Raw genomic sequence first — 13,550 nt, forward strand, 5'->3', positions numbered from 1 at the left:
CGATCGCCCATGAAGACCCTGCTGTTTCCGTTCGTTGCCGCACTGGCACTGGCCGCCTGCTCGCCGTCGAAGATCGAGTTCCAGATCGACAACCCGACCGACGCGCCGCTGGCGCTGAGCATCGACGGCCAGGACGTGCCAGTGGCCGCGCACGGCTCGCGCCCGATCTCGCTCGCCATTGGCGAACATCGCCTGCACACAGACGCGCTTGGCGACGTGCGCTTCATCGTCTACGTCGACGGTCGTGGCGGCCTGATCAACCCGACCCTGAGCGAATACGTGATCGCACGCGAGGTCTACGTCACCGACGAGAGCAAGCTGAAGAACTTCGGCACCGGCAAGGCTGGCATCGAGCTGGGCGGCGTCGACTTCGAGGGGCCCTTCGAGAAGCACCACGACCTGTTCATCGACAAGACCTGGACCTACGGCGTGCGCGAACCGTTCCCGAAGGAAAAGGTGGTCGCCCACGTCGATTCCAGTGGTGGCCAGATCGTCGCCAAGGTGTTCACGGCCCCGGACTTCATCACCTACGTCGAAGAAGGCATGGGCGAACCCGGTGCATTCAAGCGCCAACAGCCGGCCGGCTACGTGGCCCCGGCATACAGCCTTGAACCGGCACCGGCCAGCCTGCCGGCGCTGGCACCGGCCTTCGAGGCGCATGCCGCGCCGCTTCGCGAGGTCTACGCGCGATGGCTGAAGGCCACCACCGCCGATGAACAGAAGGCCCTGCGCAAGCAGGACTTCGCTGCGCAGATGGCCTTCACCTCGGCCACTGCCACCCTGGGCAGCGGCCTGGGCCGGGAGGCCAACGAGGCCTACAACGACTTCGTTTCCCAGCGCAGCCAGTTGATGGGCCGCAGCGCCCTGGTGGTGCCCTGAGCTGACTGGCGCCGCCTGCCCGGCTGCGCTACCGTCGCCTTCCAGACGAAGGCGTACGGGTGGTTTGCACGCATTCGGCTAGAATTGCCCCCTTCTTTACACGACGGCTTCCGATGAATCCGAACTACCTCGACTTCGAGCAACCCATCGCCGACCTGGAAGCCAAGATCCAGGAACTGCGCAACGCCAGTGCCGGGCCGGCGGTCAATGTCGAGGCGGAAGTGCACGCGCTGCAGGACAAGCTGCGCATGCGCACCGCGCAGATCTTCCGCAACCTGACCTCGTGGCAGGTGCTGCAGCTGGCCCGGCACCCGTCGCGTCCGTACACCGCCGACTACATCCGCGTCATGTTCGATGAGTTCCAGGAGCTGGCCGGTGACCGCGCCTTCGCCGACGACAAGGCGATCATGGGCGGCCTGGCCCGCATCAATGGCCGCGCGGTAATGGTGATCGGCCACCAGAAGGGCCGCGACACCAAGGAAAAGATCAAGCGCAACTTCGGCATGCCCAAGCCGGAGGGCTACCGCAAGGCACTGCGCCTGATGAAGATGGCAGAGCGCTTCGGCCTGCCGGTGCTGACCCTGATCGACACCGCCGGCGCCTGGCCGGGCATCGACGCCGAGTCGCGCGGCCAGTCCGAAGCGATCGCGCGCAACCTGATCGAGATGGCCGAGCTGAAGGTGCCGATCATCTGCACCGTGATCGGTGAAGGCGGCTCCGGCGGTGCGTTGGCACTGGGTGTGGGCGACCGCACCGTGATGCTGGAATACGCGGTGTACTCGACCATCACGCCGGAAGGCTGCGCCTCGATCCTGTGGAAGGACGCGGGCAAGGCCAAGGAAGCGGCCGAACAACTGGGCCTGACTGCCCCGCGCCTGAAGAGCCTGGGCCTGGTCGACAAGGTCGTGCGCGAGCCGACCGGTGGCGCCCACCGCAACCCGACCCAGATGGCCAAGCGCCTGAAGGCCGTGCTGCTGAACGAGCTGGACGCGCTGGACAAGCTGTCCACCGAACAGCTGCTGGAACAGCGCTACACGCGCCTGCGCAGTTACGGCACGTACGAGGCAGCCTGATTCATCGGCTTGTTAATTTCTTGCTCTTGCAAGAAAGTAACCAAAGAACACGCCGCCGAACGCGAACCGGTGCTGTGCACCGGTTCCCTGCGCTTCTCGGTGAATCAGGGGACGGCGCCGAACTCGCTGCGCTCAGACATCGGCGCCTCTTCGCCCCTGTTTCACCTGCGATGCTCGGCTCGCTCATGGCGGACCTGGACATCAAAAGCCACAGCTCAACCCAGTAGATCCACGCCATGCGTGGATGCATCTGTGCGATGCGCCGCGCGCGCAGCGCGCCCCGTTCAGAACGGCTTGGCCAGCACCAGCCACACGATCGGAATGAACGCCAGCAGCGGGATCTCGTTGATCCAGCGCAGCGCGCGCGACGACGGCAGCGCCCGGCCCTTGGCCACGCCCTTGAGCAGGCGACCGGTCCAGCCGAAGTACACCAGCAGCAGCACCACCAGCCCCAGCTTGGCGTGCAGCCAGCCGGCAGCTCCCGGAGCCACCATGGTCGGGAAATCGGGGATGACCTTGTAGCCCAGCCACAGCACCAGGCCGAGCAGGAACGCCAGGCCGAACATCGAGTGGCCGAAGCGGTACAAGCGCAGGCCCATCAGCTGCAGGCGCTCGCTCACCGCCGGCTGGCCCGCGGTCTCGGCCAGGTTCACCAGGATGCGCGGCAGGTAGAACACCGTGGCCATCCACGCCACCACGAACACGATGTGGAAGGTCTTGACCCAGTAGTAGCTCTGCATGCGCTCGCTCCGGCGGCTGGCGTAGGTTGGCGGCCATTCTCGCATGCCGTGGCGAAGCCGCCGCAGGCACGCCCGCCGCGACACATCGACGCATGGCGCGCCGCAACACCGTACGATAGGCGCCGTTTTCCCCGATCGCGCACCGCCCCATGGACAAGACCTACGACGCCGCCTACTTCCAACGCTGGTACCGCCGTGCCGACATCGGCGGCAGCGCCCGCCTGGCGCGCAAGGTTGCGTTGGCCGTGGCCAGCGCCGAGTACTACCTGGAGCGGCCGATCCGCAGCGTGCTGGATATCGGCTGCGGTGAAGGCGCCTGGCGCGCGCCGCTGCTGAAGCTGCGTCCGAAGGTCGAATATCTCGGCTTCGACAGCAGCGAGTACGCTGTGCGCCGCTACGGCAGGACCCGCAACCTGCACCTGGCCGCCTTCGGTGATTTCGCCTGGCTGCGGCCCTGCGCTCCGGTCGACCTGCTGGTGTGCTCGGACGTGATGCACTACGTGCCCGACCGTGAACTGCGCGCCGGCCTGGCCGGGGTGGCCGAGCTGACCGGTGGCGTGGCCTTCCTGGAGACCTTCGCCGCCGAGGATGAATTCGACGGCGACCACGAGGGCTTCCACGCCCGCCCGGCGCGCTGGTACCGCCGCACGCTGGCCCGGCACGGCCTGCAGCCGGTGGGGTCGCACTGCTGGCTCGGCCCCGCCCTGGCAGGCGATGCCGCCGCGCTGGAACGGATGTGAATCCGGATTCATTATTTTCAGGCAACTTAACCTGCGGGACACCCGGATGGGATATGCTGCGCGGCAACATATGACCATACATATTCGGTCGTCATGCTCTATCAACTGCACGAACTGACCCGCAACCTGCTTGCCCCCTGGGTGCACCAGGCCCAGGCCAACGCCAAGTTCTTCGCCAACCCGGGCCACTGGTGGTCGCAGATGCCGGGTGCCGATCGCCTGGCGGCGGTCAACGAGTTGTTCCATCGCATCGGCAAGGATTACGAGAAGCCCGAGTGGGGCATCAACGAAATCGAGGTCGAAGGCGAGCGCGTGCCGATCGTCGTGCACGAGGAAGTAAGCAAGCCGTTCTGCAAGCTGCTGCGCTTCAAGCGCCACAGCAATGAAGCCGACCAGCTGCACACCATGCTCAACCAGCCGTTCGTGCTGGTGGTGGCACCGCTGTCCGGCCACCATGCCACGCTGCTGCGCGATACCGTGCGCACGCTGCTGCGCGACCACCGCGTGTACGTCACCGACTGGGTTGACGCGCGCATGGTACCGGCCAGCGAAGGCGAGTTCGGCCTGGACGACTACATCGCCTATATCCAGGAGTTCATCCGCCACCTGGGTGTCGAGCGCCTGCACGTGGTCAGCGTGTGCCAGCCCACCGTGCCGGTGCTGGCCGCGGTTTCACTGATGGCCAGCCGTGGCGAGCCGACGCCGCGCACGCTGGTGATGATGGGCGGCCCGATCGATGCGCGCTGCAGCCCGACCGCAGTGAACAACCTGGCCACGCAGAACCCGCTGTCGTGGTTCGAGAACAACGTCATCCACACCGTGCCGGCCAGTTACCCCGGCGCCGGCCGCCGCGTGTATCCGGGCTTCCTGCAGCACGCCGGCTTCCTGTCGATGAACCCGAGCCGCCACTTCAGCTCGCACTGGGATTTCTACACCGACCTGGTCAAGGGCGACCTGGAAGACGCCGACGCGCACCGTCGCTTCTACGACGAGTACAACGCGGTGCTGGACATGCCGGCCAAGTACTACCTGGACACCATCCGCGTGGTGTTCCAGGACTTCCTGCTGCCGCGTGGCGAGTGGGTGGTCAATGGCGAGAAGGTCGACCCGTCGGCGATCCGCGATACCGCGCTGCTGAGCATCGAGGGCGAACTGGACGACATCGCCGGCCTCGGCCAGACCGAAGCCGCGCAGGCGCTGTGCACCGGCATTGCTGCTGACCGCCGCGAGCATTTCATCGTCGGAGGCGCCGGCCACTACGGCATCTTCAGTGGCCGTCGCTGGCGCGAAGTGGTGTACCCGAAGGTACGCGACTTCTTCGCCGCGCATGCCGAAACCCCGGCGGCGAAGGCTACGAAGAAGAAGAGCAACGTCACCCCGTTGCGGCGAAAGGCGGGGTAACCAGGCCCTGGTAGATGCCAACCTTGGTTGGCGCTCTACCATGGATCCCGGCATCTGATCGATCGTGCCAACCAAGGTTGGCACCTACCGAAGCCTGGGCTCCCGCTTACAACCGCACCAGCAGGTTCTTGGCGATCAGACCATGCAGTTTGCCGACGCCGCGTGCCAGGTGCATGGTCAACAACAGCAGCAGTACGCCCACGGCGGCGATAACGATGCCCACCAGCGGCGAAGCGGCCATCGGCAACACGTTCACGCCGTCGACGTACACGCCCGGAATGTCACCGCTGAACAGTGCGGCCACCGGTGCCCAGATGAACCCCAGTGACAGCGACAGCAACGTCACCGCGATGGTGAAGTAGACCACGCCCAGCGGCAGCATCAGCACGAAGTACAGCAGGGTCAGCCAGGTGCGGCCATCGGTGAACATGTCGCCGATGCGCTGCAGCCAGGTGCGGCTGCGGTCGGTGTAACGCGGGCGGCGCGGCATGCGCTCGCCCAGCAGCGCTTCCACCAGCCGTCCTTCCAGCAGCGCCAGCCCGCGCACCGAGCCGAAGAACAGCACGGTCAGCGGAATGCCGATGATCAGGATCAGCAGGCCCAGCGACAATGACAGGCCGGTCACCACCCAGGTGAAGAAGAAGATGCCGGTAGCCAGCGACAGCAGCATGTAGAACAGCGCACCGTAGGTGTGCGGATCGGTCACCACGCCGAAGAAGCGCGCCAGCAGCGAACGCTGCACCGGCGCCTGCGGCGGTGAGGCCGGCTCGACGCCACTGGCTTCGGCCGCTGCACGCAGCACCGGCGCGGTATCCGCACGCGGCGTGCGCAGCGCGCGGTTCACCGTCACTTCGGTCTCGCGGTAGATCTCGGCCACTTCGTCCGGGGCGCCATAGCTGCCGGCCACGTCGGCGATGACCTCGGCTTCGCTGCGGCCGGGCTGCGCCGCCAGCTCCGAGCGCAGGTATTCCTCGGCGTCGTACAACGCGTCCTGCACCATCGCCGGATCGGCACCTTCCAGCGCCGCGCGCAGCTGCGCCAGATACTGCGGGATGGTGGTCGGCAGGGCTCGGCCTGCCAGGCTCGGGTCGTTCATTGCGGTACCCCCTCCAACACGGAATCGACGGAATCACGGGTGGCCTGCCAGGCTTGGCGCCACTGCGCCAGCACCTCGCGGCCACGTTCATTGATGCGGTAGTAGCGCCGGGGCGGACCACTGCTGGATGGCTCCACATGGCTTTCCAGCAGCCCGGCGCCCTCCAGGTTGCGCAGCACCGGGTACAGCGCGCTCTGCTTGCCGCTCAGCACGCCCTCGCCCACCCGCTCCAGCTCCTTGGCAATGAGGTAGCCGTACAGCGGCTCCCCGGCCCGGGCCAGCACCGCCAGCAGGGCCAGCGACACCGTTCCGGCGCTGAGCTCCTTCTGGAACTTCTTCAGGTGGACATCGTCCTCGGACATGGCCGGTCCTCCACTACGTTGAAGTCCACAGTAGTGCGAAGTTCGGTATAGCGAATGTGTCGTTAGTCACTCTGCCGGTTGGCGTGACCGAATTGCTCGCGCAGAATCGAAGCCTCGTTCATGTTCCGGGGTTCCCATGCCGCACCGCCGTCGCCTTGCCCTGACCGCCCTCGCCCTCGCCTGCCTGCTGCCCGCCCTGGCCAGTTCGGCCACGCCCTACCGCAGCCCGCAGCAGATCCTCGACGCATCGGCGGCCAGCGACTGGCGCACCCCGGACCCGGCCAACCTGCTGTACATGGACCTGCCGGCGGGGCGGGTGATCATCGAGCTGGCGCCGCAGTTCGCCCCGCGCCATGTCGCCAACATCCAGACCTTCGCCCACGAGCACTTCTGGGACGGCACCAGCATCTACCGCTCGCAGGACAACTTCGTGGTGCAGTTCGGCGATGCCGACGCCGATGACGCAGCCAAGGCCAAGCCGTTCGGCAGTGCCGCGCGCAAGCTGCCGGCCGAATTCGAACGAGCCAGCGCGGGCCTGAAGGTAAGCGTGCTGCCCGACCGCGATGGCTGGGCCGCGCAGACCGGTTTCGTCGATGGCTTCCCGGTGGGCCAGGACCCGCAAGCCGGCAAGGCCTGGCTGGCGCACTGCTACGGGATGCTCGGCGCCGGCCGCAGCAACGAGGAAGACAGCAGCATCGGCGCCGAACTGTACGTAGTGACCGGCCAGTCACCGCGCCAGCTGGACCGCAACATCACGCTGGTGGGTCGCGTGCTGAAGGGCATGGAACTGCTCAGCGCGACGCCGCGCGGACCGGCGCCGATGGGCTTCTACACCGACCCGAAACTGCGTACGCCGATCGTGTCGATCCGCCGTGCCAGCGACGTGCCGGTGGCCGAGCGCACGCCGATCCAGGTGCTGCGCACCGATTCGAAGACCTTCGCCGATACGGTGGAGGCGCGGCGCAATCGCGTGGATGATTTCTACAAGCGCCCGGCCGGGCATATCGATCTGTGCAATATTCCGGTGCCGGTGCGCTGATGGTTTCCTGCGCGTGACGCGTGCTGAAGGTGCTTCATTGTTCATGGGCGTCACTTTTCTTTTCGCGCGAAAAGAAAAGTAACCAAAAGAAACGTTCCGCCGGCCGCGAGCCGGTGCTGCGCACCGGTGCCCTGCGCTCCTCGGCCCGTCGAGGGACGGCGCGGGAACTCGCTGCGCTCAGACACCCGCGCCTCTTCGCCCTCGCCGGACCTGCGGTGCTCGGCTCGCTCAAGGCGGATCCAAGATCAAAGGCAGAAGCGCTCGCTTCGCTCGCCGGGCCCGGCCCGGCACTACCAAGCATCGTCGTGCAGCTGTGGCTCTTGATCTTGAATCCGCCTTGAGCGAGCCGAGCATCGCAGGGGAATCAGGGGCGAAGAGGTGCCGATGTCTGAGCGCAGCGAGTTCGGCACCGTCCCCTGATTCACCGAGAAGCGCAGGGGACCTACGTGCGAAGCGCGGCGGCTCGCGACCTGGCGGCGCGTTTCTTTTGGTTACTTTTCTTTTCGCGCGAAAAGAAAAGTGACGCCCATGAACAATGAAGCACCTTCAGCACGCGCCACGCGCAAAACGCCAACGCCTCAGCCCTTCTGACTCACCGCCACGCTCCCCAGAATCAACGCCCCCGCCACCAACATCTGTACCGTCACCGCCTCCCCCAGGAACAACCACGCGAAGGCCGCGCCGAACAGCGGAATCAGGTACGTCACCGTCGACGCCCGCGACGGGCCGATACGACCGATCAGGCGATAGAACATCAGGAACGCCAAGCCAGTGCAGGCCACGCCCAAGGCAATCGCCGCGCCCCACGCCTTGCCCGGAATCGCCGCCTGCGGCCAGTGGGTCACCGCCATCGGCAGCATCCACAGCGAGGCACACGACAGCGTTGCCGCCGCCGCGGCCGCCGACGGCAGGCCGGTCATGTGCCGCTTCACCAGGTTCACGCCCAGCCCGTACAGCAACGACGCCGCAGCGCCGGCGATCACTGCGGTACCAATACTCAGGCCGGACACCTTGGCGGTGGCCAGCACCACCACGCCGGCGAAACCAACCAGCAAGGCGCCGGCGCGGCGCATGCCGATCTTCTCGCCGAAGAACAGGAAGGCGATCAGCGCGGCGAACAGCACGGTCATCGCATTGCAGATCGCGCCGATCGCCGCCGGCGCCTGCTCGGCAGCATAGGCGAACAGCACGAACGGCAGCGCCGAATTGATCAGGCCGATCGGTGCCAGCCACAGCCAACGACGCGGCGGGAACTGCGCGCGGGCGCGCCACAGGAACGGCAGCAGCACCAGCGCGCCCAGCACCAGCCGCACCTCGACCAGCGCGAACGGGCCGAACGACGGCACCGCCACCCGCATGAACAGGAACGAGCAGCCCCAGATGGCGCCCAGCAGGGTCAATTCCAGCGGTGTGCGCCAGTCACGCTCGACCGCCTGTGGGACCGCATTCATGCCTTGCCTCCGTACATCGTCAATTCTTCGCCAAGGCGGACAGGATCAGGCGCAGACGCCCGCGGCACAAGCGCGTAGTATCGCTGCCAGCCACAAATATGGTTTGAGGCTCGACATGCTGCTACGCCCTTCCCTGCTACCCGCACTGGCCGTGTTCGCGGTCGCGGCGCGCCACCAGAACTTCGCCCAGGCCGCGCAGGAGCTGCACCTGACCGCCAGCGCGGTCAGTCACCACGTGCGCCGCCTGGAAGAAGTACTTGAAGTTCGCCTGTTCCTGCGCCACGCCCGCGGCGTGCGCCTGACCGCCGAGGGTCGGCAGCTGGCCGACGCCGCCAGCGCCGCCTTCACCGATGTCGCGGCGGTGGCCCATCACCTGCAACCGGATGCCGACAGCGTGCCGCTGCGGATCACCACGCTGCGCTCGCTCTCGTACTGCTGGCTGCTGCCGCGACTGCCACGCTTCACCCAGGCCTATCCACACATCCGCATCGAGCTGCACACCGGCAGCGGGCTGGATCGCTACGACGACAACGGACCGGAAGTCGGCATCCGCTACGGGCTGGGCCAATGGCCGGGCCTGCGTGCGCAGCACCTGATGGATGACTATCTGTTCCCGGTGGCCTCACCGGCACTGGCCGGGGTCGAAACGCTGGTCGATCCGGCGCGCATCGCCGAGCTGCCGCTGCTGACCGACCTGTCGCCGCAGGGCTGGCGCGACTGGTTCCGCCACGCCGGCGCGCGCCCGCCGTCGCCGATGCCGCCGATGCACACCTTCGCCGACAGCACCGACGCGATGCGTGCAGCGGTGTATGGCATGGGCGCGGTGCTGGCGCGCACCCACATCGCCCAGCCCTACCTGCAGCGCTACGAGGTGGTACGCCTGCCCGGCCCGGCATTGAAGGCGCGCTATGCCTATCACGTGGTGCACGCAGAAGGGCAACCGCCGAGCCCGGCCGCGCGCCTGTTCATCGACTGGTTGCTGGAACAGGCGCAGGACGAGCGCACGCCGATTCCGGCATTGCCGGACAGCCTGCTCGGGCGGCCGGCAACGCACGCCTGACTGCGCCCTCACCCGTTCTTTGCCTCACGCTGGCTAGGCTGCTGGCGAACCCACAACGTACCTATGCCATGGCCATGCTGCGACTGCGCATCACCGGAACCGAAGACGACGCCCGCGCCATCAGCGACCTGCTGCTCGGCCTGGACGGCATCGAACATGTCGAAGAAACCGACGACCTGATGCCGCACATGGACGACGACGATTCCAGTTCGGCCGGGCTGTCCGATGACATCGGCCCGGGCATCCACGAGCTGGAAGTGGAAGTCGGCAATGAAAGCACCGCGCAGAAGGTGCGCGATGCGGTGCAGGAACTGGCGCTGGAACTCGATGTGTTCGTCGAGTACGAGACCGACGAGGGCTGATGCCGGCTGACGGCCGGCATCGGCCTTCATCTCAGGGGTTGGGCGGTAGCTTGCGACGGCGGCGACGCCACCATGCGCGCACACCCCAGGCCGCGATCAAGGCCAGCACCGCCACCGGCAGCAGCGCGGCAGCAGCGCGGATCAGGAACGCAATGCTGGTGCTGAGGATGCTGCCCGACTCGCTCAGCGCCTCGCCGATCTCGCTGCGGCTGCGCTGGCCAGAGGTGGTGTCGAAGTGGATCGCCACCAGCTGGGTATCGATGCGCCGACGCTGCTGCGCGGCGTCCTTGTTGGCCTGCTCGACACCCGCCTCGATCTCCGACAGGCGCGTGGTGATCGCCATCAGGTCTTCGACCTTCAGGTCCTTGCGGTCCTGGTAGGACAGCAGGCGGGCGTGCTCCTTTTCAAGCCGCGCCTTGGTCAATGCCGTGTCGGCCACCGCCTGCGCGAGATCCTCGGCGCGCGTATTGCGGGACTGCAGCTTGCCGCCTTCACCAGCCATCGCGATCAGCGGCTCGGTGCCCTTCGGGGCGATGCGCACCTTCACTTCACCGCTGGGCTGCTCGCCGCCGTGCTGCTCAACCTGCAACACTGCACAGTCACCGAACTTCGCGCTCTGGCAGGCTTGGGCGATCTGCTGGATGCGCGGCGCGATCTTTGCCGCCTCCAGCTGCACCTGCACGTCATGTTCATAGGCGAGGAACGCACCTTCTGGCGACGCGACGGCCGCTTCGGCGGCCGGGGCGCCCGCATCCGCGGCCATGTCGCCCTGCTTGGCGCAGCCCGCCAATGCCAGCAGCACCACCGGCATCGCCAGGCTGCGCGTCCAGGCGCGCGCGCCCGTCACAGTGCGGCTCCGTCGTAGGAGGTCACCGAAAGGCCAGCCAGATCGACCTGCGGCACGCAGCGCACGTTCACCGCCACCATCGGTGTGCCGCTACGCGGATCGACCGCTTCGCTGTAGGGGGCGACGCCACATTCGCGGCAGTGGTGATGGTCGATGTGGGCCTTGTTGAAGTGGTAGGTGGCCACGTCCGCCGGATCGGTGGCCAGCTGGAACGCCGCACGCGGGGCGAACCACAGCAGGCTGCCGCGACGCCGGCACATCGAACAGTTGCAGTCGATGACGTCGCTGATCGGCGCCTCGGCCTGTACGGTGAATGCGATCCTGCCGCAATGACAGCTTCCTTGGTATTCCATGTCCTGCGCTCCTTTGGAGGGTCCTTGAATCCGCCCATGGTAATCCTATGGCACGGGGACAAAGCAGCGACTGGGCCCTATGCTCAGGGTTTGACCCCGTACAGGAATGCCGATGCGCCCGCATCTTCTTGCCCTCGCCCTGGTCGCCACGCTGGCCGGTTGCCAGCCGGCCGACGCCCCGACCAATGCTTCCACCCCGGCCGCCAGCCAGCAGGCCGGTGACGCGGCGGTCGACGCCGCCTTCGCCGATCTGTCCAAGCGCGCGCTGGACACCTGGATGCAGCTGTCGCCAGTCAGCGCCACCCAGATCGGTGACCACCGCTACGACAGCGAGCTGGACGACCTGAGTGCCGCCGGCCAGCAGAAGACCGTGGCCGCCTACAAGGCGCTGCTGGGCGAGCTGGACAAGATCGACGTGGCCAAGCTGGGCCGCGAGAACCAGGTGGACGCGGCGATCCTGCGCAACCAGCTGCAGTCGGAAATCTGGAACGCCGAAGTGCTTCAGTCCGGCAAGTGGGACCCGCAGCTGTACAACGGCATCGCCGGCAGCGCGATCTACGGCCTGATGGCGCGCGAGTTCGCGCCACTGCCGGAGCGCCTGAAGTCGGCCACCGCGCGCATGGAAAAGCTGCCGGCGATCTTCGCCCAGGCCCGCGAGAACCTGGATCCGGCGCGCGTGCCGAAGATCCACGCCGAGACGGTGGCCAAGCAGAACAAGGGCATCCTCAGCATCGTCGATACCTTCATCACCCCGCACATCGGTGAACTGCCGCAGGCCGACCAGCAGCGCCTGCAGGCGGCCATCGACGGCCTGAAGAAGGCGGTGGACGAGCAGCAGACCTGGCTGGACAAGACCCTGGTGCCGAACGCCAAGGGCGACTTCCGCATCGGTGCGGAAAAGTACGACCAGAAGCTGAAGTTCGCGCTCAGCTCCTCGCTGTCGCGCCAGGAGATCGGTGACCGTGCGCGCGCCGAACTCAAGCGTGTGCGCGAGGACATGTACGGCATCGCGCAGACCGTGCTGAAGGACAAGCCGGGTGCGCCGGAGATGCCGGCCCAGCCGACCGACGAGCAGCAGCAGAAGGCGATCGAAGCTGCGCTGGAGCTGGCCTACGCCGACAAGCCGGCACGCGACAAGGTCGTCGACGATGCCAAGGCCGCGCTGGAGCAGTCCACCGCATTCGTGCGCGAGCACGACCTGATGACGCTGCCCGATGCGCCGGTGGACATCATCCTGATGCCGGAATTCCAACGTGGCGTGGCCGTGGCCTACTGCGATTCGCCGGGTCCGCTGGACAAGAACCTGAAGACCTTCTACGCCGTGTCGCCGATTCCGGACGACTGGAACGACAAGCAGGTCGACTCGTTCCTGCGTGAGTACAACTCGCGCATGATCCACCTGCTGAGCATCCACGAAGGCACCCCGGGCCATTACCTGGAGGGCTGGCATTCGGCCAAGTTCCCTTCCACCCTGCGTGCGGTGCTGCGTTCGGGCCTGTTCGCCGAAGGCTGGGCGGTCTACACCGAGCGCATGTTGCAGGAGCAGGGTTACCTCAACAACGACCCGCTGTTCCACCTGGTTCAGCTGAAGTTCTACCTGCGCACGATCTCCAACGCGATCCTCGACCAGGGCGTGCACGTGGACAACTGGGATCGCGAGAAGGCGATGCACCTGATGACCCACGACGCGTTCCAGCAGGAAAGCGAAGCGGCCGGCAAGTGGGTGCGCGCGCAGCTGACCTCGGCGCAGCTGCCGACCTACTTCGTCGGTGCGCAGGAACACTTCGACACCCGCAAGGCGGTGCAGGAGAAGCTGGGCGACAAGTTCAACCTGAAGGCGTACCACGACCAGGTACTGTCCTACGGCGCACCGCCGGTGCGTTTCGCACGCCAGCTGATGCTGGACCAGCCGATCGAGTGATCGAGCCGGTGTGAGGTGAAGCGGAGCGGCCCGGGGAAACCCGGGCCGTTTTTTTTGCAAGGTTGTGGCGGCTGAGCAGGATTAGCTGCTGCAGTTGCTCGTCGGCGACGGGTGCGGCCATCGCGGTCGCAGTGCTCCCGGCCAGCGCGAGCGCCAGCAGCAGGGAGCATAGGGAGCGGATCATGCAGGTCCCCAGAAGCACGCCGGGGTCGGAGCCTTTTTCGAA

The 13,550-nt window shown here is 66.7% G+C and carries 14 protein-coding genes; 8 read left to right on the forward strand and 6 right to left on the reverse strand.

Going from position 1 to position 13,550, the window contains the following annotated elements:
* Positions 1 to 9: 9 nt before the first annotated feature.
* The gene (locus G370_RS0102200) at positions 10 to 879 is read left to right on the forward strand and encodes a hypothetical protein (protein WP_019659133.1); all 870 of its coding nucleotides are present in this window, start codon (positions 10 to 12) and stop codon (positions 877 to 879) included.
* Between the two features lie 113 nt (positions 880 to 992).
* Positions 993 to 1,952 carry an acetyl-CoA carboxylase carboxyltransferase subunit alpha gene (locus tag G370_RS0102205; RefSeq protein ID WP_019659134.1) on the forward strand — a complete coding sequence of 320 codons (960 nt, stop codon included), beginning with the start codon at positions 993 to 995 and terminating at the stop codon, positions 1,950 to 1,952.
* Between the two features lie 284 nt (positions 1,953 to 2,236).
* Here the strand turns inward: G370_RS0102205 and G370_RS0102210 are convergent, their stop codons facing one another.
* Positions 2,237 to 2,692: a CopD family protein gene (locus G370_RS0102210; RefSeq protein ID WP_019659135.1), complete on the reverse strand. Its 456-nt coding sequence runs from the start codon at positions 2,690 to 2,692 to the stop codon at positions 2,237 to 2,239.
* Between the two features lie 149 nt (positions 2,693 to 2,841).
* Between G370_RS0102210 and G370_RS0102215 the strand changes: the two genes are divergently transcribed.
* Together G370_RS0102215 and G370_RS0102220 are read left to right on the forward strand one after the other, a co-directional pair.
* A complete protein-coding gene (locus G370_RS0102215) occupies positions 2,842 to 3,432 on the forward strand; it encodes a class I SAM-dependent DNA methyltransferase (protein ID WP_019659136.1) in 591 nt (196 codons plus the stop codon).
* A 93-nt stretch (positions 3,433 to 3,525) separates the two neighbouring features.
* A complete protein-coding gene (locus G370_RS0102220; protein ID WP_019659137.1) occupies positions 3,526 to 4,833 on the forward strand; it encodes a polyhydroxyalkanoate depolymerase in 1,308 nt (435 codons plus the stop codon).
* Between the two features lie 106 nt (positions 4,834 to 4,939).
* Here G370_RS0102220 and G370_RS0102225 read toward each other — a convergent pair whose 3' ends face one another.
* Entirely contained in the window at positions 4,940 to 5,929 is a 990-nt protein-coding gene (locus G370_RS0102225; protein ID WP_019659138.1) for a sensor domain-containing protein, read from the reverse strand.
* Complete coding sequence (locus tag G370_RS0102230) at positions 5,926 to 6,291, reverse strand: PadR family transcriptional regulator (RefSeq protein WP_004150914.1); 366 nt, start codon at positions 6,289 to 6,291, stop codon at positions 5,926 to 5,928. The genes G370_RS0102225 and G370_RS0102230 overlap by 4 nt, the downstream gene beginning before the upstream one ends.
* Before the next feature lie 136 nt (positions 6,292 to 6,427).
* Between G370_RS0102230 and G370_RS0102235 the strand changes: the two genes are divergently transcribed.
* Positions 6,428 to 7,330, forward strand: a complete 903-nt coding sequence (locus tag G370_RS0102235) for a peptidylprolyl isomerase (protein ID WP_019659139.1) — start codon at positions 6,428 to 6,430, stop codon at positions 7,328 to 7,330.
* A gap of 578 nt (positions 7,331 to 7,908) precedes the next feature.
* On the opposite strand, the gene G370_RS0102240 is transcribed toward G370_RS0102235, so the two are convergent.
* Positions 7,909 to 8,781, reverse strand: a complete 873-nt coding sequence (locus tag G370_RS0102240) for a DMT family transporter (protein ID WP_019659140.1) — start codon at positions 8,779 to 8,781, stop codon at positions 7,909 to 7,911.
* A gap of 115 nt (positions 8,782 to 8,896) precedes the next feature.
* Between G370_RS0102240 and G370_RS0102245 the strand changes: the two genes are divergently transcribed.
* Positions 8,897 to 9,841, forward strand: coding sequence for a LysR substrate-binding domain-containing protein (locus G370_RS0102245; protein ID WP_005415832.1), 945 nt, complete (start codon positions 8,897 to 8,899; stop codon positions 9,839 to 9,841).
* Positions 9,842 to 9,909: 68 nt separating this feature from the next.
* Positions 9,910 to 10,203 (forward strand): hypothetical protein, encoded by a 294-nt coding sequence (locus G370_RS0102250; RefSeq protein WP_005415831.1) that lies wholly within the window; start codon positions 9,910 to 9,912, stop codon positions 10,201 to 10,203.
* Between the two features lie 31 nt (positions 10,204 to 10,234).
* Here the strand turns inward: G370_RS0102250 and G370_RS0102255 are convergent, their stop codons facing one another.
* Both G370_RS0102255 and G370_RS0102260 read right to left on the reverse strand, forming a co-directional pair.
* Complete coding sequence (locus G370_RS0102255; protein ID WP_032955174.1) at positions 10,235 to 11,014, reverse strand: DUF4349 domain-containing protein; 780 nt, start codon at positions 11,012 to 11,014, stop codon at positions 10,235 to 10,237.
* Positions 11,015 to 11,046: 32 nt separating this feature from the next.
* Positions 11,047 to 11,403: a GFA family protein gene (locus G370_RS0102260; protein ID WP_019659142.1), complete on the reverse strand. Its 357-nt coding sequence runs from the start codon at positions 11,401 to 11,403 to the stop codon at positions 11,047 to 11,049.
* Between the two features lie 112 nt (positions 11,404 to 11,515).
* Here G370_RS0102260 and G370_RS0102265 point away from each other — a divergent pair, with 112 nt between their 5' ends.
* Complete coding sequence (locus G370_RS0102265) at positions 11,516 to 13,324, forward strand: DUF885 domain-containing protein (RefSeq protein ID WP_019659143.1); 1,809 nt, start codon at positions 11,516 to 11,518, stop codon at positions 13,322 to 13,324.
* Positions 13,325 to 13,550: the final 226 nt, after the last annotated feature.

This window comes from Stenotrophomonas hibiscicola ATCC 19867 (assembly GCF_000382065.1).
GTDB lineage: Bacteria > Pseudomonadota > Gammaproteobacteria > Xanthomonadales > Xanthomonadaceae > Stenotrophomonas > Stenotrophomonas hibiscicola.

What these genes read in the sequence shown, in the direction of transcription:
- G370_RS0102200 (WP_019659133.1), top strand. Translation starts at nt 10, where the DNA reads ATGAAGACCCTGCTGTTTCCGTTCGTTGCCGCACTGGCACTGGCCGCC.
- G370_RS0102205 (WP_019659134.1), top strand. Translation starts at nt 993, where the DNA reads ATGAATCCGAACTACCTCGACTTCGAGCAACCCATCGCCGACCTGGAA.
- G370_RS0102210 (WP_019659135.1), bottom strand. Translation starts at nt 2,692, where the DNA reads ATGCAGAGCTACTACTGGGTCAAGACCTTCCACATCGTGTTCGTGGTG.
- G370_RS0102215 (WP_019659136.1), top strand. Translation starts at nt 2,842, where the DNA reads ATGGACAAGACCTACGACGCCGCCTACTTCCAACGCTGGTACCGCCGT.
- G370_RS0102220 (WP_019659137.1), top strand. Translation starts at nt 3,526, where the DNA reads ATGCTCTATCAACTGCACGAACTGACCCGCAACCTGCTTGCCCCCTGG.
- G370_RS0102225 (WP_019659138.1), bottom strand. Translation starts at nt 5,929, where the DNA reads ATGAACGACCCGAGCCTGGCAGGCCGAGCCCTGCCGACCACCATCCCG.
- G370_RS0102230 (WP_004150914.1), bottom strand. Translation starts at nt 6,291, where the DNA reads ATGTCCGAGGACGATGTCCACCTGAAGAAGTTCCAGAAGGAGCTCAGC.
- G370_RS0102235 (WP_019659139.1), top strand. Translation starts at nt 6,428, where the DNA reads ATGCCGCACCGCCGTCGCCTTGCCCTGACCGCCCTCGCCCTCGCCTGC.
- G370_RS0102240 (WP_019659140.1), bottom strand. Translation starts at nt 8,781, where the DNA reads ATGAATGCGGTCCCACAGGCGGTCGAGCGTGACTGGCGCACACCGCTG.
- G370_RS0102245 (WP_005415832.1), top strand. Translation starts at nt 8,897, where the DNA reads ATGCTGCTACGCCCTTCCCTGCTACCCGCACTGGCCGTGTTCGCGGTC.
- G370_RS0102250 (WP_005415831.1), top strand. Translation starts at nt 9,910, where the DNA reads ATGGCCATGCTGCGACTGCGCATCACCGGAACCGAAGACGACGCCCGC.
- G370_RS0102255 (WP_032955174.1), bottom strand. Translation starts at nt 11,014, where the DNA reads ATGCCGGTGGTGCTGCTGGCATTGGCGGGCTGCGCCAAGCAGGGCGAC.
- G370_RS0102260 (WP_019659142.1), bottom strand. Translation starts at nt 11,403, where the DNA reads ATGGAATACCAAGGAAGCTGTCATTGCGGCAGGATCGCATTCACCGTA.
- G370_RS0102265 (WP_019659143.1), top strand. Translation starts at nt 11,516, where the DNA reads ATGCGCCCGCATCTTCTTGCCCTCGCCCTGGTCGCCACGCTGGCCGGT.